Source organism: Pseudomonas sp. FW305-7, from assembly GCF_058786735.1.
Genome location: NZ_JBYSZA010000024.1, coordinates 1 through 21,597 on the forward strand (window position 1 = coordinate 1; position 21,597 = coordinate 21,597).

A 21,597-nucleotide genomic window follows, 5' to 3' on the forward strand; every position below is an offset into this window, starting at 1 on the left:
CCGCCATGCCCACCACCGTTTCCGCCGCTACCCCCTCCGCCGTGTCCACCGCCGCCACTCCCTCCACTGCCACCTTCCTTGGCCTGAACACTGGAAACGCCTGAAAGATTGTCCGGAATCAACACGGTAGACGCCGACAGTACTGCGCCAATGGCCATTGCGAGCACGAGCTTTTTAATGTGCATATCGTTCTCCGTCTTATTGTCTGGTTGGGAACGTCGATGAGCGTTGTTGCGTCGATCCGACCCGTTCCCGGGGTCAGTGGATACTGGAAGCCAGTTCGAAAATCGGGATGTACATCAGGATCACGATGACCCCGATGAGCAGGCCGATGAAGGTCATCAGCAGCGGTTCGAACAGGCGCACGAACCATTCGATCCAGCGGCTGATCTCCTCGTCGTAGAAATCGGCGCTGCGTTCCATCATCTGCCCGAGGTTGCCGGATTGTTCACCGGCCCGCAGCAGGCGCAGGGACACTGGCGTCACCAGCCGATTGAGCTCCAGCGCGGCGGACAATGACTGACCTTCGCGCACGCGCTCGCAGGCCTGATCCAGCCGCGCCCGAGAGGCGACGGTGAGCAGGCCGCGAACCATGCCCATGGCGGTGACCAGCGGAATTCCGCCTTGCAGCAAGATTCCCAGCGAGCGATAGAAGCGCGCCAGTTCATACATGAAAATCCGTTGATGCACTGCCGGCAGTTTCTCCACCAGCCGATCCAGTCCACGGCGAAACGCCGGTTGTTTTTGCAGCACCGCGAGGGCGATGACAATGGCCGCCAGCGCACCGAAGAATTCACCCTGATGCGCATGCAAGAACATGCCGCTGCTCATCAGGATCTGCGACAGCCACGGCAGGTTCGACCCCAAACCTTCGAACACCAGGCTGAAGCGCGGTACCACATAACCCATCAAGAACAGCACCACGCCACCGCCGACCACCAGCAACAGCAGCGGATAGATCGAGGCGCTGACGATCTTCTGCCGCACCTCGTCCATGCGCTGGCGATAACTGACGTAACGGCCCAGCGCATCACCGACCGCGCCGGTTTTCTCGCTGGACTGTACCAGCGCCACGTACAGCGGCGGGAATACTGCCGACAACTGGCCGAGTGCCTGAGAGAAGGATTTGCCTTCGTAGAGCAGGCGCACCAGCTCAGTCAAGGTTTTGCGGGCGGCGGGGGCGGTTTCTTTTTCGGCGAGGCTTTCCAGCGCATCGATCAACGGTAGGCCGGCATTGAGCAGCGTGGTCAGCTCCTGGCTGAACAACACCAGATTGAACGTTTCGCGTTGGCGCAGGCGCAACGAGCGCCAGTGTTTCTCGGCATGCAGGCTGAGCACGCGCAGACCTTGATCTTCGGCAATACGCCGCGCTTCGCCGTGCCCCGGCGCCTCGATGCTCAGCGCCACCACACCGGTCTTGCCGACCGCCTTCAGATGAAATCGCATGGGCCGCGCTCCGCTTACTGCCAGTTGGTCACTTCGGCGTTTTCACCTTCACCGCCGGGCTGGCCGTCCTTGCCCATCGACAGCAAGTCGTACTCGCTGTTTTCGCCAGGATAGCGGTAGGTGTAATTACGTCCCCACGGATCCTGCGGCAGTTTTTTCTGCAAGTACGGGCCGGTCCATTTCGCTTCGTCACTCGGTGCTGCGACCAAGGCCTGCAAGCCCTGTTCGGTGGACGGGTAGTGACCGACCTCCAGTCGATAGATGTCCAGTGCCTTGCTCAGCCCTTCGATCTGCGCCTTGGCCACTTTCACTTCCGAGCGACCGAGTTGGGCGAAGTATTTCGGCGCGACGATCCCGGCCAACAGGCCGAGTACCACCAGCACCACGAGCAATTCGAGCAGGGTGAAACCGCGTTGGTCACGCGGACGAAATTGCAGCTTCATGATGACCTCCCGTGAGTGGCAGTCGAGTCGCCACAAAGGCTTATGCAATTGCCATGCTCAGCCCCCACTGAAAACTACCGACTAGGCTGAAACCCTTGTAATCCGGGCTTTTCAACAGTCGGCACAGTGCTTGCGTATGGCTCAAGCGTGATCGGCCATTGGGGCATTTCCCCCAATTTATCGGGGTCGATCCGGGGAGGCCCGACATGAAATTTCTCGCCAGCGGATTGCTCGGTTGTGTGCTGCTCAGCGGTGCCGTGCAAGCCGATGTATTCATCTCCGTGGACGCCAAGGGCAGCTATGTCCTGTCCAACGTCCACCGGCCCGGACGCACGTACGAACGGGTGATCCACGAGGCTGAATTGCCCGTGGCCAGCCTCGACCAACAGCCGCAAATGATCGCCAATCAGCCCTACGCGGAACTGGTGTCGGCGGCGGCCACGGCCAATCAATTGCCCGAAGCGCTGTTGCACGCGGTGATCAACGCCGAGTCGCATTACAACCCCGGCGCGACCTCAGCCAAAGGCGCGGGCGGGCTCATGCAGTTGATGCCCGACACCGCACGCGAGCTGGGTGTAACGGACGTCTACGACCCCAAGGCCAACATTCAGGGCGGGGCCAAATACCTCAAGCGCCTGATGACCCTGTTCGACAACGACATTGCCCTCGCGGTGGCGGCTTACAACGCCGGGCCGGACGCGGTGCTCAGCCGTGGCCGGGTGATTCCGCCGTTCGCTGAAACCCAGCGTTATGTGCCGAATGTATTGCGTCAGTACCGGCGTTTGCAGGGCCTGGCGATGGATGCGCCGTTGTGAGCCCAACCCGGTTTTCCCCACTTTCGGGGCAAACCGATAAGGCCCGAAATGTGGGGGAAACGGGTGGGGAATATCCCCCGGATTCTCAAGTCGTTGCGGTAACTAGCTGAACGGTAATGCATTTTTTTGTGGCACAGGGATTGCTCCGAGGCATTTGTCGAGAAGTGTTCCCAAGAGCACCCACTACGAGGTTACTGATCATGGTTGGCATTCATCACGCTCCGTCTCTGCTCAACTGGCTGCTGATTCTGGCCTCGATGCTCAGCGTCGAGCTGGCCGGCGCGGCCGTACGTTGCGAGCGCAACCTGGTGGCCAACGTCGTCGCCTTCGATCAACCGCTGATGTTCAACCGTCTCGGTGCGCAGAACATCAACGGCATGATGTTCGCCCTGCGCCGCGATGTGGTCGATGAACATGAGCAGTCGCTGGCTTACGGTGGCGCTGCGGTGCCGGGCAAAGTTTCGCTGCGCCCGGACAAGCGTCCACGGCCGTTGGTGTTGCGGGTCGCCGCCGGGGATTGCCTGACGATCAATCTGCAGAACCTGCTCGACTATCAGGCCAACCCGAACAAGCACTTTGAAAACGAGGGCGAAGAGGAGGGCGCCGAAAACGCCAATGGCGCCGAAGACTTCAAAGTCGATGAGCAGGTGGCTGACCGTCACGTCGGTTTCCAGGTCAACGGCCTGCAAGCGGTGAACAGCATTGATGACATTTCTTCATTCACCGGGCGTAACGCCAACAGCCTGGTGCCACCGGGTGCGAGCCGCTCCTACACCTTGTACGCCGAGCGTGAAGGCGCGTTTGCCGTCAGCAGCCGTGGCGCAACATTTGGTGGCGAGGGCGCGGCCGGCAACGTTGCCAACGGCCTGTTCGGCCAGGTCGTCGTCCTGCCCAAGGGTGGTCGCAGCTATCGCAACACCCTCACCGAAGAAGAAATGCGCCTCGCCACCACCGGCCGCACACCGGCCGGCCAACCCATCGTCGACTACCAGGCGCGCTACCCGCAACGCGAACCGTGGTTGCGCGAAGGCAAGGCCGGCACGCCGATCATCAACATGGTGGACGGCAGTGAAATCATTTCCAGTGAAAGCGATGCGATTGTCATGGGTAGCAACGCCGACGGCAGTTTCCCGTCCAGTACCTATCCGTTGGAATCAATGGGCAAACGCAATCCGGCGATCCCCAACCGGTTGGAACCGTTCCGCGATTTCGCTTCGCAGTTCCAGGATGAAACCGCTGCCACCCAAGCGTTCCCCGCGTACTGGGCCGATCCGGTGATGGCCCATGTGCTGGAGCCGACCCGCGACTCGTTCATGATCAACTACGGCTCCGGCGGCATGGGCGCCGAAGTGGTCGCCAACCGCTTGGGCGTGGGGCCGATGCACGATTGCCTGTCGTGCGCCTATGAAGAATTCTTCCTCAGTTCCCACACCGTCGGCGATGTGGCGATGCTGGTGGATGTGCCGGCCAACACCGGGCTTGAGAACATCGCCCCCGGCCAGACCCCGCGCGCTGATCAGATCGGTGTCAAAGCCACCATGGCCCTGTATCCGTCGGAGCCGTCGAACGTCAACCACAGCTACATCGGTGACTTCGTCAAATTCCGCAACACCCACAATGGCCACGAGCAGCACATCTTCCACTTGCACGGCCATCAGTGGCTGTTCAACCCCAACGACGACAACTCCGATTACGTCGACGCCCAAGGCATCGGTCCGGGCGCCGGTTACACCTATGAAATCGCCAATGGCGGATCGGGCAACCGCAACCGCGTGGCCGGTGATGCGATCTATCACTGCCATTTCTATCCGCACTTCGCCCAAGGCATGTGGGCCATGTGGCGGGTCCACGATGTCTTCGAAGAAGGCACTCGCCTCGATGTTTCGCAGCAGGGCGCCGACGGCTATCACCGCGAACCGTTTGCCTTGCGCAGCGGCAAACCGGCTGCCGGAGCACGGGCCTTGCCCGATGGTGAAATCGTCGCCGGTACACCGATTCCGGCCATCGTGCCGCTGCCTGGCAAAGCCATGGCGCCGATGCCCGGCAAAGTGGTGGTGGTGCCGAAAATCGGTGAAACCCTGGTCGCCGGTAATGACGACGATGACGAAGAAGAGGGCGATGACGACGGCGAGCACCATGGCGGCAACGCCGCTGGTCAAGCCATTGGCTCACTGGCGCTGGTCGATCGCAGCGAAGCCAATCGCAATGCCGATGGCAGTCTGAAAAACCCTGGCTATCCGTTCTGGATTGGCGGCATGGAAAGCTCCGTGGGCCAGCGTCCACCAACCCCACCGCTGGACATGCTCGACGCGGCCACTGCGCAATCGCTCAAGGCCAGCGGCAAAGCGCTGTGGGCCAACCTTGACCCGGCGCAGTCCGGTGGCTGGGATGGCGGCTTGCAGCGGCACGCACTGGATGGCGTCGCGGCCGGTGGCGAGGCACACACCGTGACCACTTCGCTGGATTTCTCCAAGGAAGTCACCCGCGCCAAACCGATTTACCTGCCAGAAGAAGGCACCGAAGTCGAACAGGCCGCGATGGCTTTCCACGCGAAAAAAGATCATCCAAGCTACGCCTTGCTGCCCGGCAATCAAGTGGTGGCCAAGGCGTTCCGCACCAACGGTGCCTTGCCGATGGCGGGCGCGCCATACTACGAACCGTGCATGGATGATCGGCAAAAACGCCTGACCAGCAACGCCGGCAGCGGCGAGTTCGCCAGCGGTGAGCGCATCGACGGCATGTCCTTTGTCGGCGCCTCGACCTTCACCGCCGACCGCCCACGCATCTACAAAGCCGCCAACATCCAGTTTGATGCGGTGTACAACAAAGTCGGTTATCACTTCCCGCAGGCGCGCATTCTCGCGCTGTGGGAAGACGCCTGGCCGGTGATCACCAAGCAGCGTCCGCCAGAGCCGCTGGTGATGCGCATGAATACCTTCGATTGCGTGCAATACCAGCAAACCAACCTGGTGCCGGCCACCTACGAGATGGACGACTATCAGGTGCGCACGCCGACCGACGTGATCGGCCAGCACATCCACTTGCCGAAGTGGGATCTGACCTCGGCGGACGGCTCCTCCAACGGCTGGAACTACGAGGACGGCGTGCTCTCGCCTGGCGCCGTTCAGGAACGCATTCACGCGATTCGCGAGTTCAACCAGTGCGCCGGTACTGATCCGCGTGACGGTACTCAAGCCTGCCCGAAAGCCAAGAACCATCCGTTCTTTGGCCAATACGGTCGCGCCGACTGGCTCGGTGCGCGCACGGCGATGCAACGTTGGTTCGTCGATCCGGTGGTCAACGCCAAAGGCGTCGATCGCGGCCTCGGCACCATCTTCACCCACGACCACTTAGGCCCATCTACGCACCAACAGATCGGTCTGTACGCGACTGTACTTGCGGAGCCGGCTGGTTCCACCTGGTTCCACGCCGAAACCGGCGAACCGTTATACAGCGGCGCGCGGCAGGACGGCGGCCCGACCTCGTGGCAAGCGGTAATCAACACCGGCGACCTCGATGGCGACGGCAAGAACGACAGCTTCCGCGAGTTCTTCCTCGAATACAGCGACTTCCAGCACGCCTATGAAGCTGGCGTCTATGTGGGAGCCGGTCCTAACGGTGTGCCGAATGCGCAGGCGTTCCCGGCCACCGCCGACAGCTTCCGCTACGCGATCAATCCGCCAGTGCGCAACAACGCCAGCAACCTGCTTGAAGGGGTGCTGGAAGTGCAGGGCGGTCAGGTTCCGGGCTGCCCGAGCCGGCCATGTCCGCAGGCGATTTCGGTGGATGATCCGGGGATGTTCGTCGTCAACTATCGCAACGAACCGCTGGCCCTGCGCGTGTACGACCCGAACAAGGTTGGCCCGGATGGCAAGCGCGGCATGCAGGCCGACGGCCTCGGCGGCGATCTATCGTTCGCCATGCAAAGCCGTACCGACCGGGCAATTCCGGCGATGAACCTGGCGCCGAATCTGCTCACCTCGGCGACCGGCCCAACCGGCGGCACCACGCTGTTCCCGCCGCACATCAACAAGGGCGGCGCCGAACCCGGTGATCCGTTCACGCCGATGCTGCGCACCTATACCGGCGACAACGTGCGGCTGCGGGTGCATGCCGGCGGCCATGAGGAAGAGCACAACGTCACCCTGCACGGCGTGAAATGGCTGCAGAGCGGTTCCGGTTTCGGCAACAGCTCCAACTCTGGCTGGCGCGCGTCGCAGATGATCGGCATCTCCGAGCAGATGGGCTTCATTGCGCCGGTGTCGATGCTTTCCAGTTCTGCAGCGACCACGGGTGATTACCTGTACTCGATGGACGCCTCGATCGAAGGTTACTGGAGCGGTATCTGGGGGGTGATGCGCAACTACACCGCCAAACGCAGTGATCTGTTCGCCATCCCTAACAACCCAAGCCCGGCGGGCATGCGCAACACCGTGGCGTTCGAGGGCAGTTGCCCACGGATCAGTGCCAATCCCAATGGCATCGGTACCCGGCCAACGGTGCAGCGCAACTATGAAGTGGTCGCGGCGCTGGCCAACGACATCCTCGGCAATGCGCTGGGCCTGACCATCGGCGATCCCGAAGGGCTCGGTCAGCATGTCGGCGGGCCGCTCAATCCGGCGGGCGGCACCCTGGTGCTGAACTCGCGCACGGTGAGCATTCCACAAGTTACCGTGACCGATCCGGAGGATGGCGAAACCATCACCATCGGCGGGCAGAGTGGGCCGTTGCATGATCCGACTGCGATCCTGTACGTGCGTAAATCCGATCTGGATCCGCTCAGTGGCAAGCTCAAACCCGGCATCCCGGTAGAACCACTGGTGCTGCGTGCAGCTGCGGGGGACTGCATCAACATCACCTTGGAAAACCGTCTGCCAAGCGTGATGCCTGACCTGACCCAAACCGCGGTGATGCAAGGCATGGTCAAGCGTGATCGCAACAGCGGTCTGGGCTCGACCACCTTCAGCAACAACCTGATGCGGCCGTCCAGCCACGTAGGCCTGCACGCGCAATTGCTGGCGTATGACATCACCAAATCCGACGGCGCTAACGTCGGCTCCAACCCGATCCAGACCGTGCCACCGCGTGTCGGCAACAGCGGCGCGTACCCGACGCGTACCTATCAGTACTACGCCGGGCATCTGGAGCGCGAAGGCAAACCGGTGACGCAACTGGGCCGCAGCGTCGACAACATTAACGCGACGGCGGTGGAGTTTGGCGGCTTGAACATCACCCCGGCGGACGTGATCAAGCAACCGCAAAAAGGTCTTGGCGGGGCGATGAGCATCCTGCCGATCGGCGCGACCTGGGTTGACGATGCGCGCAAGGTCAACGCAACGGTTACGGCACCTGGGCAAACCAGCTACCGCGACTTCGCGATGGTCTGGCACAAGGCGTTGAACACCCGTTGGGCCAATGGCCGGCCGGTGGAGGGGATTGCCGCTGAGGGCTTCGGCGTGCCGACCGATCCACAGGACAACTCGAGCATGGCGATCAACTACAAGACCGAACCGCTGTGGTATCGCTTTGGCCTTGCTCCGGATGCACCGTTTGGTCATGCCGATGGCGCGGGTTACGGCGACATGAGCAATGCGCACATGGCCTACAGCAATGCGTTGGTGGGCGGTGATCCGCAGACGCCGGTGCTCTATGCCAAACCGGGGCAGCCATTGCGTACGCACATCCTGATGCCAAGCGGTGGCAGTCGCGGCACGACGTTCCAGCTCGACGGGCATGTCTGGTCGGTGAACCCGTTCCAGGCCGAGAAGAGCGACACCGGAGGTTATCCGATGGGCTCGCCGGGCGTCGGCTCGGTGCGCTTCGGTTACAACCCGATGTCGATGTACATCGGCGCCCACGAAAGCATCCTGCCGGCCGCGCACTTCAGCTTCATGATCCCCAGCGCCGGCGGCAGCAATGCGATCCCGGGGGACTACCTGTTCCGCGACTACGCCGCCTACGGCAACACCTCCGGATTATGGGGCTTGCTGCGCGTGACCAATGAACCGGAACCGGCGCCGCAGGGGCAGTAGAAGCAGGTGCAACGACAATATCCCTGTGGATGCAAATCCTTGTGGGAGCTGGCTTGCCAGCGATGACGGCGGCACAGGCGCCATTGATGTGACGGAAAGGACGCCATCGCTGGCAAGCCAGCTCCCACAGGGTCTGCGGTGGGCAGTGAGGTTGCGGGATGAATGCAAATCCCATGTAGGAGTGAGCCTGCTCGCGATCGGGACAACTCGATCTCGGATGGTGAGGCAGATGACGCCATCGCGAGCAGGCGAAGGCCTACAGGGATCGGTGGTTGGCAGTGAGCATGCGGTAGGAATGCAAACCCTGTGGGAGCTGGTTTGCCAGCGATGACGGCGGCACAGGCGCCATTGATGTGACGGAAAGGACGCCATCGCCGGCAAGCCAGCTCCCACAGGGGCTGCGCTTGGCAATGAGGTTGGTGGGATGAATGCAAATCCCGTGTAGGCCTTCGCCTGCTCGCGATTGGGGCAACTCGGTTTCGGATGGTGAGGCAGATGACGCCATCGCGAGCAGGCGAAGGCCTACAGGGAATGGGTTTGCAAATGAGGGGAGGATGGTATGAACAGGATCATCAACATCATCGGTATTTGCACGCTGGCCCTGGCCGGGGCGTTGCTGACGCTGAGTGAGATTGCGCTGGCGCAAACCGGGGCCGGTCAGACGCTGAACCGTGACGGCGTGGCGGTGGATTTCAATCTCAAGCCACTGGCCGCCGACGGCAAACTGCGTGAAGGCGAATTCGCCGATGTGCAGTTCCGCGTCACTGACAGCGCTTCCGGCCAGCCGTTGTCCGGTGTGGCGCCGGGTGCCTGGGTCGATCCACAAACCCTCGCCGCCGATCAAGCCCAGGGCCGTGAAAAGAGCTGCAAGGCCCGGGTCGGGGTGTTTCTCAAATCCAACATCGGCGCGCGACCGTTGCTCGACCTCAACAGCTATTTCCTGCTGGTGATGAACCGCGACGCCAGCATCGCCGTGGTCGATCCGTCGGTGTCGGTCGGCGGTATCACCAGCACCCTGGCGCGCATTGAACTCAAGCAACCGCCGATGGACTGGGTCACGCCCAAAGACAACAAACGCGTATTCGTCTCGATGCCGACGGCCGGTGAAGTCGCCGTGATCGACAGCGAGCAATTCAAAGTCATCGACTCGATTGCCGCTGGCAGCCAACCGGTGCGCGTGGCGCTGCAACCGGATGAACGCCTGCTGTGGGTCGGCAACAACGCCAGCAAACCTGCAGACTCCGGCGTGACGGTAATCGACAGCCAAAGCCTCAAACCCCTCAAACATTTAAAGACCGGGCGCGGCCACCACGAAATCAGCTTCAGCAAGGACAGCCGCTTTGCCTTCGTCAGCAACCGCGACGACGGCACCGTCAGCGTGATCGACATCGCCAGCCTGAATATCGTCCAGCAGATCAAAACCGGCGCTCATCCGCTGTCAGTCGCCTATTCACCACTGTCCGGCGCGGTTTATGTGGCCGACGGTAAGGACGGCACCGTGACAGTGATCGATGCCAGCACTCACGCCATCCGCCGGGTGATCCAGTTGCAACAAGGCCTCGGCCCGATGGGCTTCAGCGCCGACGGCCGCTTCGGCGTAGTGCTCAACACCGTGGAAAACCGCGCCAGCATCATTGATGCCGCGACCAACAGCGCCATCCATGATCTGGACGTTTCCGCCGAGCCCTACCAAGTGGTGTTCACCCAGGCCTACGCCTACATCCGCGGACTCGCTTCACCGAAAGTCACCATGATCAACCTGTCCTCCCTCGGCGAAGGTCGTCAGCCGATCAGCCAGGGCTTTGAAGCCGGCCCGCAAGCGCCGCGTCTGGCCGGGGATTTGCCGCTGGCCTCAAGCCTGGCGGTGTCGCGTGACGACAACGCGGTGTTCGTGGTCAATCCGGTCGACAACACCACCTACTTCTACGCCGAAGGCATGAACGCGCCGATGTCCGGTTACCCCAACCGTGGCCAGATCGCCCGGGCCGCCATGGTCATCGACCGCAGCCTGCGCGAGGTTTCGCCGGGGCTGTACAGCGCCCGGGTGAAGCTGCCGGCAGCGGGGCGCTTCGATGTGGCGTTCCTGCTCAACCAGCCGAACATCATCCATTGCTTCACCGCGCAGATTGATCCTGACGGCAAACCGCTAAAACACCTCGGTCAGCCGAAAGTCGAGTTCCTCCTCGACAAGACTGCCGTCGCGCTCAACGACCCCTACGTCGTGCGCTTTCGCATCGTGCAGGGCAAAGACAAAACCCAGCGCAGCGGCGTCAAAGACGTGCAACTGCGCTACTACCTCGCGCCCACCTCGCATCCGCGTGAAGTGGCGGCGCTGGAAGTCGCCGACGGCGTGTACGAAGCGCCAATCACCCTCGACCGCAGCGGCGCCTGGTACCTGCATGTGCGTGCGGCATCGCTGGGCGCTGGTTTCGATGACAAGACCTTTGCCAGTGTTCGGGTAGCCCCCGGCCTGGCCCGTTGAAGAGGAGTTTCGACATGAACCGATTTGCATCCAGTGGCCTGCTGATCCTGTGCCTGTTGAGCCTCGGCCTCCAGCAAGTCCAGGCCCATTCGGCAGACGAACACGCCGGGCACAAGGCCCCGGCCAGCAATAGCCAGGAACATGCTCAGGTGAAATTCGCCAACGTGCCGCTGCTCGACCAGAACGGCAAAACCGTGCGCCTTGAACAAGACCTGGTGCAGGGCAAAATCGTCGTAATGAGCTTCATCTACACCAGTTGCACCACGGTGTGCCCGGTGGTCTCGTCGATCATGGGCAAGGTGCAGAAACAACTCGGCGCGCGGGTCGGCAAGGAAGTGCAACTGGTGTCGATCAGCGTCGATCCGCAGCGCGACGACCCGAAACGCCTGCAGGATTACGCCCGCACCTTCCAGCGCGGGCCGGGCTGGAGCTGGCTGACCGGCTCGCCGCAGTCGATCAATGAAACCCTCAAGGGCCTCGGCAGTTTCAGTGGCGACCTCAAGAACCATCAGCCGCTGATCCTCGTCGGCGACGGCGATAGCCGGCACTGGATGCGCTATTACGGCTTCACCGACCCGGCACTGCTGGCCAAGGAAGTCGAGAAACTCAGCGGCCTGCGCACCCACGCCAAACACACCGCCATCGCCATGGAGCAACAACCATGAGACTGCTCGACTGGATCTCCCTGACCGTGTGTTTCTGGATTCTCGGTAACGTCGCGTTCGCTCACGAAGGCCACGTCTCTGAACCGCCAGCCGCTGTGGCTGCCGCGCCGGCCAAAGGCACTCACGACGCGAAAACCTGGTTCACTGACACGCCGTTGCAGGATCAGAACGGCGAAACCCTGCGCTTCTACAGCGACGCGCTGCACAACCGCGTGGTACTGCTCAACGTGATCTTCACCAGCTGCAACGATGCCTGCCCGCTGATCACCCGCAAGCTCAAGGAAGTCCGCGAGCTGCTGGGCGACAAGGCGCAGGACATCACCTTCATTTCCCTTACCAGTGACCCGCTGCGCGACACGCCGGCGGTGCTCAAGGCTTACACCTTGAAGCAGGGTTCCGATGACCCTCATTGGCTTTTTCTTACCGGCGACAAAGCGCAGATGGACCTGGTACTGAGCCGCATCGGCCAGATCGTGCCGACGCCCGAGCAGCACTCCACGCAATTGATCGTCGGCGATGTCGCCAATAAACGCTGGAGCAAAATCCGCCCCGATGCCCCGGCCGCCGCCATTGCCCAGCGCTTGCAGTTGCTGACAATGCCCGTGGCCGGCCGCTGAGTCCGCGCCATGAAACCCGGCCGCGTTCTCGCCCTGATCCTGCTCGCTGGCGTCAGCCTTGGCGCGGTCGCGTTGCCGCTGACCCCGCAAGAGGCAGCGGGCAAGCGCCTGTACCGCGAAGGTATTTCGGTCAGCGGCGAGGCGATCATGGCGCGGGTCGGCGCGGCGGATGTGTTGCTGCCGGCGACCAGCCTGCCGTGCGCCAACTGCCACGGCGCCGATGGCCTCGGTCGGCCCGAGGGTGGGATGCGACCGCCGCCGTTGAATTGGTCGCGGCTGACCAGCGCTTACGGGCAGCAACAGGTCAACGGCCGTAGCTATCCGGCCTATAGCGAAAGCACGCTGGCGACGGTGATCCAGCAGGGCCGCGACCCCGGCCACAATCGCCTCGACCCGAGCATGCCGCGCTTTCTGCTGTCGATGAAGGATCAGCGCAACCTCACCGCTTACCTCAAACGCCTGGCCGATGAGCGCGATCCCGGCCTCGACGCCGAGACCTTGCACCTGGGCACGTTGCTGCCCAGCCAGGGGCCGCTGGCCGAGGAGGGCGCGACGGTGGCGGCGGTTCTCAACGGCAGCGTCGCGCGGATCAATCAGGCCGGCGGCATACATGGCCGGCAACTGCGCCTGACGGTGATCGACCCCGGCCCGGATCGCGCCAGTGCCGAGCACGCCTTGCAGCAATTGATCGAGCAGGAACAAGTGTTCGCCTTGATCGCACCGCTTGCGCCGGCCCTCGACAGCGAGTTGGGCGTGCGGCTGGAGCAGGCCGGTGTGCCGCTGATCGGGCCGCTGTCGATCCTCGGCCCCCTGCAGGCCAGTCCGCAGATATTCGAGCCATTGCCAGGATTGCGTGAGCAGTTGATCGCACTGGCCGATTACGCCACGGCCAGCCTGCGTGTGCTGCAAGGGCCAACGCTGATTGCCTATCCGGAAGATCCGGCACAGGTACAAACGGCGCAAATCCTGGATCAGTACTTGCGAAGCCACGGCTGGCAGAACGTCCATCTGCAAGCCTGGGATTCCTCGGCGGATGCGTTGCCACTGGGCTCGCGCTCGGTTTTTTATCTGGGCAGTGGCGGCGGTTTCAGTCGTCTGGCGACGCGCTTGCAAGGCGCCGGGCAGGTGCCGTACCTGTTTGCCGCGTCGAGTCAGGTGGCCGGCGATCTGTTGCAAGTGCCGAGCGGGTTCACCCGGCGGGTGTTTCTCGCCTATCCATTCGTGCCCAGCGACTGGACTCAGGCCGGGCGCATGGCCCTGACGTTATTGCGCGAAGGTCAAGGCCTCGGTGCCCAGCACGCGGTGCTGCAAGTCGGCGCTTATGCCTCGATGCTGCTGCTCAGTGAAGGCATGAAGCAGGCCGGGCGCGACGCCAGTCGGGAAAAACTGGTGGCGGCGCTGGAGGGCCTGCACGACTTCGACACCGGCCTGACTCCGCGTCTGAGTTTCGGCCCCGGGCGGCGCCTGGGTTTGAGCGGCGCGCATGTGGTCACACTGGATCTGCCGGATCAGCGCTTCTATCTGGTCGCGCCCTATAAACCGATTATTGTCAGCCCCTGAACGGAGGCCCCGACCATGAAGCTCACAACGCTGTTGTTGCTGCTGACCTGCTGGCTCCCGGTGGCGTGGGCCAATAACGAGCCCGCCGTGGCGCGGGTCAATGGCGAGGAAATCTCTGGATTTCGCTTCGAACGGTTTTTCGCTGAATACCTGGAAGATCAGGGCCGCGCCGTGGCGAGTATTCGTAATCCCAAGGCCTACAAACAGCTGCGTCAGGCGGCGCTGCAAACGCTGATCGACAAAGAGCTGCTGTGGCAGGAAGCGCAAAAGCGCGGCGTGCAGATTGGCGATCAAGTGGTGCGCCAACAAATCGAGCAAACCCGCAGCGCCATCGGTGGCCCGGACAAATTCCTCCGGCGTTTGCAGGACGCCGGTTTTGACGAAGCCTCCTTCACCGAATACACCCGCCGCGAACTGGCCGCCCAGCAGATGTTCGCCGAGTTGATCCGGGCCAACACCTTGCAACCCCGGCACCTGTTGGTCCGCGTGCCCGCACAAGCGGATGCGGCCAAAGTGACGGCAGCGCGTCTACGCTTGATGCAGATGCGCGCCTCGATTGTCAGCGGCGCGACGTTTGCCAGCCACCCGGTACGTTCACCGTTCGGCTGGCATGTGATTTATTTGCCGAACCACCTGGAGGAAACCGATGTCCCAGATTTGCAGGGGCTGGACACAGTCAGGGCAGAGCTCGCCCGACAGCAACAGACCCAGGCTCGTCGCCAGGTGCTCGCGCAATTACGGGCGCAGAACAGGATCGAACGAATTGACGACGATTGAAGGTTCCCCCCCAATAGTGGGGAATGGCTTCTTTGCCCATTCAGGTGCTTCCCCGTTTCTGGGGAACGGGGTACCGGGACGAGCGGGCATTGTCATGAAATTCAAGGACATGAAGACTTAAATTTACCGGCGCTCAGCCTGGCATGAAGTGTGCGTTACCCCTGGTAAGGCGCACTCTCAAGGCAGGGTCATCGGACCTGCGGTTTCAAGGAGTCGACCTTGGTTAACAAAGTACTGGTTGTCGAAGACGAACAGCTGCTTGCACAGAACCTTCAGGATTATCTGAAGGCGCAGGGGCTGGACGTCCGGATTGCACATGACGGAGCGACGGCGATCGGCATTGCCGAAACCTTTGCCCCCGACGTGCTGGTGTTCGATTACCGCTTGCCCGATATGGAAGGCTTTGAGGTGCTCGACGCGGTCCGCCAGAACAGGACGTGCCATTTTGTGCTGATAACGGGTCACCCGACCGCTGAAGTCTGTGAGCGGGCGCGGCAACTGGGGGTCAGCCACATCCTGTTCAAACCGTTTCCATTGGCGGAACTGGCGCGGGCGGTATGCGACCTTCTGGGCATCAAGCGTGAAGCGAAACCCGGTGCCAACCCATCCGAAGGGTTTGTCGAACGACGCCAGAGCAGGACCGAGAGCTTCCCGTTGCAGTTGTACGATGGCAGTTGGGTGTTGGCGGATCGCCGAAAACAGGCGTACGCCATGGCACCGGACGACGATCAAATGCTCACCGGGGAGTAATGGCGCGATCAGACGTTCCGGCACTTGCCGCCAAGGTTTGCCGCGCCGACAGGGCTCTGAGCCCCGGTTGGAGAGCAAGCCATGGAACGTCTGTCCGTTGTCGTCGAACCGCTGTTGGCCGAAAGCGCGCCAGAACGCTTTTCCAGTGAGCAGCTTGCCCAGGCCCGGGCGCGGGCCGCCACCTCTGGCGAACGCGTGCTTGAAGCCCTCGGCGTGCTCTGTGAACTGGCGCCGATGCCGTTCATTCATAACCTCGGCGCCACCCTGCATTACCCGGTGCTCGACACCGACAGCCTGTTTCAAGCGACGCCGGTATTCGACCGCGTCACCCTCGCACAATGCCTCAAACGTGAATTCATCCTGCTGCGCCACAACGACGAAGTCATCGGTGTATTTGCCGACCCTTTCGACCCGGCGCGCCTGGCCTGGATCGACGATTGCCTGCACGGCGCGCCGCTGCATCTGGTCCACGCCGATGACCTCAAGGCCTATCTGGCCCGCCACGAAGAAAGCTTCCACGCCGTCGAATCGCTGAACGCCCAGGGCGACACCCACAGCGAAACCGACACCCTGCAAAGCCTGTCGCTGACCAGCATCAGCGAAGACGCCAGCAGCGTGGTGAAACTGGTCAACTCGACCCTCTACGACGCGCTGAAAATGCACGCCAGCGATATCCATCTCGGCACCACCGGCCAAGGTCTGGTGATCAAGTACCGCATCGACGGTGTGCTCAACAACATCAGCAAAGTCCAAGGCAACGAGTTCGCCGAACAAGTGATCTCGCGGGTCAAGGTCATGGCCGAACTGGACATTGGCGAGAAGCGCGTGCCGCAGGACGGACGCTTCAAGATCGGTATCAGTGGCCGCCAGATCGACTTCCGCGTATCGATCATGCCGAGCATCTTTGGCGAAGACGCGGTGCTGCGTGTCCTCGACAAACAGGATCTGGCCGACAAGGTCTGCGGCGTGCAATTGCAGGCGCTGGGCTTTGAAGACGAAACCCTGCGCCAGTTACGCCGCCTCGCCGCCGAACCCTACGGCATGGTGCTGGTGACCGGCCCGACCGGCAGCGGCAAGACCACCACGCTGTACGCGATGATCACCGAGATCAACCATGGCGTGGACAAGATCATCACCATCGAAGACCCGGTCGAGTATCAATTGCCGGGGGTCCTGCAAATCCCGGTCAACGAGAAAAAAGGCCTGACCTTCGCCCGCGGCCTGCGCTCGATCCTGCGCCACGACCCGGACAAGATCATGGTCGGCGAAATCCGTGACCCGGACACCGCGCAGATCGCCGTGCAATCGGCACTTACCGGTCACCTGGTATTTACCACCATCCACGCCAACAACGTCTTCGACGTGATCGGCCGCTTCACGCAAATGGAGATCGACCCGTACAGCCTGGTCTCGGCGCTCAACGCGATTCTCGCTCAGCGGCTGATCCGCCTGGTGTGCGCCAGTTGCAGCGCGCCGGTCAATCCAAGCGATGAAGAGCTGCGCGCCTCTGGCCTTGATCCACAGAAAGTCGATCACTACCACTTCGTCCACGGCAAAGGCTGCGGCCACTGCCGGGGCAGCGGTTATCGCGGGCGCACGGCGATTGCCGAGCTGCTGCATCTCGATGATGAACTGCGCCAGATGATCGTCGAGCGCCAACCGATTACCCAGATCAAAGCCCTGGCCTGCGCCCGTGGTTTGCGCCTGCTGCGCGAATCGGCACTGGAGTTGGTGGAACAAGGCCGCACCACGCTGGAGGAGATCAATCGTGTCACTTTTATCGCGTGAGCGTTTTGTCGCCGTGCTCGGCGCCAGCGGTGTTGGCCTTGGTCAGCGGCGCGGCAGCGACACCCTGTGGCTGGGCAGCGTCGGCTACATCGACGAAGGCTTCCAGAGCTACGCGGTGGCGCTGGATACCCTCGACCGCCTGCTCGGTGAACACGCCCGTGCCGGTGCCGAATTGAGTGTGGTCATCTCCGGCCACTTCAGCCGCTTCTGCCTGGTGCCATGGAGCGCGCAGATCAGCAGCCCTGAAGAACTGCGCGGCTTCGCCCAACTGTGTTTTGAAGACCTGTTTGGCGCGCCGACCCAACCGTGGAGTCTGGTGCTGTCCGCCGAGCCTGCCGGTTACGACCGCATCGCCAGCGCCTTGCCGCAGGACTTGCTCGAACGCCTGCGCACGCTGGTCAGTGGTCGCGGTTTGCGTCTGCGCTCAGTGCAGCCGTATCTGATGGCGGCGTTCAACCGTTTCGACAAAAGCCTCGATGCCGGCGACTTTCTCTTTGTTGTCGCCGAGCCGCAACGCAGCGTGTTGTTGCTGGCGAGGGAAGGGCGCTGGGCCGGCGTGCGTTCGGTTGGCGGCAGTGATAGCGATGCGGCGTTGAGCGCGTTGATCGGTCGCGAACGGCAGCTGCAAGCCTCGACCAGCGAACGCGCCTTCAACGTTTATCTGCATGCACCGGCGCGCCTCGATGCGCATCCGGACGTGGCGGGGGTGCAACTGCGCACCCTTGAAGACGACTCGATGACCGTGCGTGACGGCTTGTGCGTCATGTCCCGGGCGGTGGCCTGACATGCGCGCGCTCAATCTCGACTTCCAGCCACGACCACGTTCCGGCCCATTGGGCTGGAGCCTGCTCGGCGGCGGCGTGCTGCTGGCGCTGCTGTGCTTCGCCGTGCAACAGCACCTCGATGCGCACACCGAACAACAACAGGGCCACCTGCAAACCACCCAGCGCCAGCTCACCGGAGACAGCGGAGCCAAGAGCGCATTGAGCCCGGCAGAAACCCGCGAGCAGGCGCAGAACCTGGCGGAGATGCGCAAGGTCTCGCAGCAACTGCGCCGGCCGTGGGAACGCCTGTTCGCCATGCTCGAAGCCATGCCCCGCGATGACGTCGCGCTGCTGAGCCTGACCCCGGATGCGCGCAAAGGCCAAGTGCGCATCAGCGCCGAAGCGCGGGATCTGCAAGCGATGCTCGACTTCCACAAACGTCTGGAAGCCAGCGACGAGCTGTCGGACGTCTCGCTGCTCAGCCATGAAATCGTCGTCAAATCGCCGGAACAACCGGTGCAATTCAACCTGTCGGCGACTTGGGAGATTGGCGATGCGAATCCCTAGACTGATCGTCCACGAATACCTGCAAGGCCTCGGCATTCCGGGCCTCGCCGGGCTGGCGCTGCTGCTGGTTGCGGTGGCCTGGGCGCTCGGTGGTTTGCTGCCGGGCTGGCAATCGTTGCAGCACCTCAGCCAGCAGACTCAGGAGGCCACCGAATACCTGGCCAAGGTTGAAGACGGCAGCATCGCGCCGCCAGTGGTGCCGCAAAGGCAACTCGACGACTTCCGCAACAAACTCCCGGCGCAGCCGCAAGCCACCGTCGCCATCGACCGCATCTACGCCCTTGCAGCGCAAGAACACATCACTCTGGCGCGCGGTGAATACGCCCTCGGCGTCGACCCGAAAACCCATCTGGCGCGCTATCAGATCCTCTTGCCAGTGCGCGGCAGCTACCCGCAACTGCGGCGCTTCCTGCACGCCTTGCTCGGGCAGTTGCCGGCGGTGGTGGTTGAAGATCTCGAGCTGCAACGCAAGAAGATTGGCGACACCGACCTCAATGGCCGGATCCGTATGACCCTTTACCTGTCGAGGTCGTGATGAATACCAAGCGCGTGACAGGGTGGCTGGCGTTCTTCGGCGTGGCGGCGGCGCTGGCATGGTTGCCGGAGTATTTCTCGCCGAGCGAAGACGCCGATTCCAACGAAGTGGCCGTCACCACGCCGGGCAAAACCCGTGGCGCGCTGCCGGCGAGCATCGCCAAGACCAAGGACGTGCCGATCAAGGACCTGAGCCCGGCCGGCGACCTGTTCGCCGCGAAATCCTGGAAGGCCGCGCCGACCCTGGCCACGGTTACCGAACAAGCGATCAACCCGGCCCCAGTGGTGCAAGCCCCGAGCCTGCCACCGGTGCCGTTTCAGTTCGTCGGCAGGCTGCATGACCGCAGCGACCTGCAAGTGTTTTTGCAGAACGGCGAAAAGATCTACGTCGTGCGCAACGGGGATGTGATCGACGACACCTGGAAGATCACCGGCATTTCCGATCTGGAATTGAGCCTGGTTTACCTGCCTTTGCATTTGTCGCAGACCTTGTCTGTGGGGAGTACGCAATGAACCGTTCCCGTTTGCTGATGAGCCTGGGCCTGTGTGCCGGGCTGGCCGCGTGCAGTTCTGCGCAGGTGGCCAACAAGGAAGCCGCCGACCTGATTGAACAGGGGCAGTACGAGGCGGGGCTGGCCCGGATCGAGGAAGGTCTGCGTGAGAATCCTCGCGACACCGAACTGCACCTGCTGCTCAACAGCGGCCGGGCCAAAGCGATCACGGCGTTGCTCACGGCCGGCGACACCGACCGCTCGCGGCGCGATTTCGCTTCGGCGCGCACTGCTTACATGCGCGTGCTGACCATCGAGCCGAACAACCGCCGCGCCCAGGATGCCCTGAAACAGCTGGAATACCTGCGCACCATGGACGAGAAACTCGAACTGGCCCGTGGCGACCTGCGTCGCGGCGACATCTACGGCGCGGATCGTCAGGTCAAACAGATCCTCGAACTCGACCCGGCCAACGCAGGCGCGCTGGAGCTGCAAGGCAACATTCGTCTGGTGCAGAGCCGCAACGTGATCGCCTATCCGCAACTGCGCACTAAGCTCGATCGCCCGGTCACCCTAGAATTTCGCGACGCCAACCTGAAGACTATTTTCGAGGTGCTGTCGCAAGTCGCCGGGCTGAATTTCATCTTCGACAAAGACCTGCGCCCGGACATGAAAGCGACGATTTTTGTGCGTGACGTGCGCATCGAAGACGCCGTGACCCTGCTGCTGCAACAGAACCAGTTGCACCAGAAAGTGGTGAACGAAAACACCTTGCTGATCTATCCGGATTCGCCACAGAAAGTGAAGGATTACCAGGAACTGGTGATGCGCACGTTCTATCTGACCAGCATCGACGCCAACACCGCGCTGAACATGGTGAAAACCATGCTCAAGACCCGCGACGTGTTCGTCGATGAGCGCCTCAACACCCTGACCATGCGCGACACCGAAGACGCGATCCGCATGGCGGAAAAGCTCCTGCAATCGCAAGACCAGTCCAACCCGGAAGTGGTGCTCGAAGTCGAGGTGATGGAAGTCGCTACTCAGCGCATTCTCGACCTCGGTCTGCAATGGCCGAGCACCTTCGGTGTGGTCAACTCCGATGGTTCGCCGGTCACCCTGCTGGGCCAACTCAAGGGCATCAACTCTGATCGCATCTCCATTGGCCCGTCGCCGCAAGCCAAGATCAACGCGCAGGACAACGACATCAACACCCTCGCCAGCCCGGTGATTCGCGTCAGCAACCGCGAGCAGGCGCGCATTCACATCGGTCAGCGCGTGCCGATCATCAGCGCGACCTCGGTGCCGTCGACGCAGGGGCCGGTGATCACCGAAAGCGTGACCTATCTGGATGTCGGTCTGAAGCTCGAAGTGACGCCCACCGTGCACCTGAACAACGAAGTGGCGATCAAGATTGCCCTGGAAGTGAGTAACGCCACGCCGCTGGAGCCGACTCGCCAGGGCACGATCCCGGTGCAGGTCGACACCCGCAATGCGCAAACCTCGCTGCGTCTGCACGACGGTGAAACGCAGATCCTCGCCGGGCTGGTGCGCAACGATCACGGCGCCACCGGCAACAAGATTCCCGGCCTCGGTGACATTCCCGGGCTGGGCCGCTTGTTCGGCAGCAACAAAGACACCATCGGCAAATCGGAACTGGTGCTGTCGATCACCCCACGGATCGTGCGCAACCTGCCATACCAGAGCCCGTCGGACATGGAGTTCTCCACCGGCACCGAAACCAGCATGCACATCCAGGCACCGGATCGTTCGCAGAGTTACGTGATGCCATCGCCTGCCGCGCAGCCGCGTGCAGTCGGTGAATCGGCCGTGGCCACCACCCGCGTCACCGTTGAGAAGCCTTGA

16 protein-coding genes and 1 pseudogene are annotated in these 21,597 nt (G+C 62.4%); 14 read left to right on the forward strand and 3 right to left on the reverse strand.

The window, feature by feature from the left end; genetic code table 11:
• From AC3WMT_RS23515 to gspG, 3 genes and pseudogenes are all read right to left on the reverse strand, one after another.
• Positions 1-185, reverse strand: a pseudogene (locus tag AC3WMT_RS23515) (hypothetical protein); the annotation flags it as partial.
• Between the two features lie 73 nt (positions 186-258).
• The gene (locus tag AC3WMT_RS23520) at positions 259-1,446 is read right to left on the reverse strand and encodes a type II secretion system F family protein (RefSeq protein WP_103305780.1); all 1,188 of its coding nucleotides are present in this window, start codon (positions 1,444-1,446) and stop codon (positions 259-261) included.
• Positions 1,447-1,460: 14 nt separating this feature from the next.
• A complete protein-coding gene (gspG, locus tag AC3WMT_RS23525) occupies positions 1,461-1,889 on the reverse strand; it encodes a type II secretion system major pseudopilin GspG (protein WP_103305781.1) in 429 nt (142 codons plus the stop codon).
• Positions 1,890-2,095: 206 nt separating this feature from the next.
• Between gspG and AC3WMT_RS23530 the strand changes: the two genes are divergently transcribed.
• The 14 genes from AC3WMT_RS23530 (at position 2,096) to AC3WMT_RS23595 (ending at position 21,597) form a co-directional block, all read left to right on the forward strand.
• Positions 2,096-2,704 carry a lytic transglycosylase domain-containing protein gene (locus tag AC3WMT_RS23530; protein ID WP_103305782.1) on the forward strand — a complete coding sequence of 203 codons (609 nt, stop codon included), beginning with the start codon at positions 2,096-2,098 and terminating at the stop codon, positions 2,702-2,704.
• Between the two features lie 200 nt (positions 2,705-2,904).
• Positions 2,905-8,736 carry a manganese-oxidizing multicopper oxidase MnxG gene (gene mnxG / locus AC3WMT_RS23535; protein WP_103305783.1) on the forward strand — a complete coding sequence of 1,944 codons (5,832 nt, stop codon included), beginning with the start codon at positions 2,905-2,907 and terminating at the stop codon, positions 8,734-8,736.
• Between the two features lie 559 nt (positions 8,737-9,295).
• Positions 9,296-11,218 carry a YncE family protein gene (locus tag AC3WMT_RS23540; RefSeq protein WP_103305785.1) on the forward strand — a complete coding sequence of 641 codons (1,923 nt, stop codon included), beginning with the start codon at positions 9,296-9,298 and terminating at the stop codon, positions 11,216-11,218.
• Positions 11,219-11,232: 14 nt separating this feature from the next.
• Positions 11,233-11,883, forward strand: a complete 651-nt coding sequence (locus AC3WMT_RS23545) for an SCO family protein (RefSeq protein ID WP_103305786.1) — start codon at positions 11,233-11,235, stop codon at positions 11,881-11,883.
• Complete coding sequence (locus AC3WMT_RS23550) at positions 11,880-12,500, forward strand: SCO family protein (RefSeq protein WP_103305787.1); 621 nt, start codon at positions 11,880-11,882, stop codon at positions 12,498-12,500. The genes AC3WMT_RS23545 and AC3WMT_RS23550 overlap by 4 nt, the downstream gene beginning before the upstream one ends.
• Positions 12,501-12,509: 9 nt before the next feature.
• On the forward strand, positions 12,510-14,060 hold the full coding sequence (locus AC3WMT_RS23555; RefSeq protein WP_103305788.1) for an ABC transporter substrate-binding protein: 1,551 nt from the start codon (positions 12,510-12,512) through the stop codon (positions 14,058-14,060).
• A gap of 15 nt (positions 14,061-14,075) precedes the next feature.
• Entirely contained in the window at positions 14,076-14,837 is a 762-nt protein-coding gene (locus tag AC3WMT_RS23560; protein ID WP_103305789.1) for a peptidylprolyl isomerase, read from the forward strand.
• 219 nt (positions 14,838-15,056) lie between these two features.
• Positions 15,057-15,587: a response regulator gene (locus AC3WMT_RS23565; protein ID WP_103305790.1), complete on the forward strand. Its 531-nt coding sequence runs from the start codon at positions 15,057-15,059 to the stop codon at positions 15,585-15,587.
• 81 nt (positions 15,588-15,668) lie between these two features.
• Positions 15,669-17,375, forward strand: a complete 1,707-nt coding sequence (locus AC3WMT_RS23570; RefSeq protein ID WP_103305791.1) for a GspE/PulE family protein — start codon at positions 15,669-15,671, stop codon at positions 17,373-17,375.
• On the forward strand, positions 17,356-18,159 hold the full coding sequence (locus AC3WMT_RS23575) for a hypothetical protein (RefSeq protein ID WP_103305792.1): 804 nt from the start codon (positions 17,356-17,358) through the stop codon (positions 18,157-18,159). Before AC3WMT_RS23570 ends, AC3WMT_RS23575 begins: the two co-directional genes overlap by 20 nt.
• A 1-nt stretch (position 18,160) precedes the next feature.
• Positions 18,161-18,706: a PilN domain-containing protein gene (locus AC3WMT_RS23580; RefSeq protein ID WP_103305793.1), complete on the forward strand. Its 546-nt coding sequence runs from the start codon at positions 18,161-18,163 to the stop codon at positions 18,704-18,706.
• Positions 18,693-19,241 (forward strand): GspMb/PilO family protein, encoded by a 549-nt coding sequence (locus AC3WMT_RS23585; protein ID WP_103305794.1) that lies wholly within the window; start codon positions 18,693-18,695, stop codon positions 19,239-19,241. The genes AC3WMT_RS23580 and AC3WMT_RS23585 overlap by 14 nt, the downstream gene beginning before the upstream one ends.
• Positions 19,241-19,753, forward strand: coding sequence for a hypothetical protein (locus tag AC3WMT_RS23590; RefSeq protein WP_103305795.1), 513 nt, complete (start codon positions 19,241-19,243; stop codon positions 19,751-19,753). Before AC3WMT_RS23585 ends, AC3WMT_RS23590 begins: the two co-directional genes overlap by 1 nt.
• Positions 19,750-21,597, forward strand: coding sequence for a secretin GspD/PilQ domain-containing protein (locus tag AC3WMT_RS23595; RefSeq protein ID WP_103305796.1), 1,848 nt, complete (start codon positions 19,750-19,752; stop codon positions 21,595-21,597). Before AC3WMT_RS23590 ends, AC3WMT_RS23595 begins: the two co-directional genes overlap by 4 nt.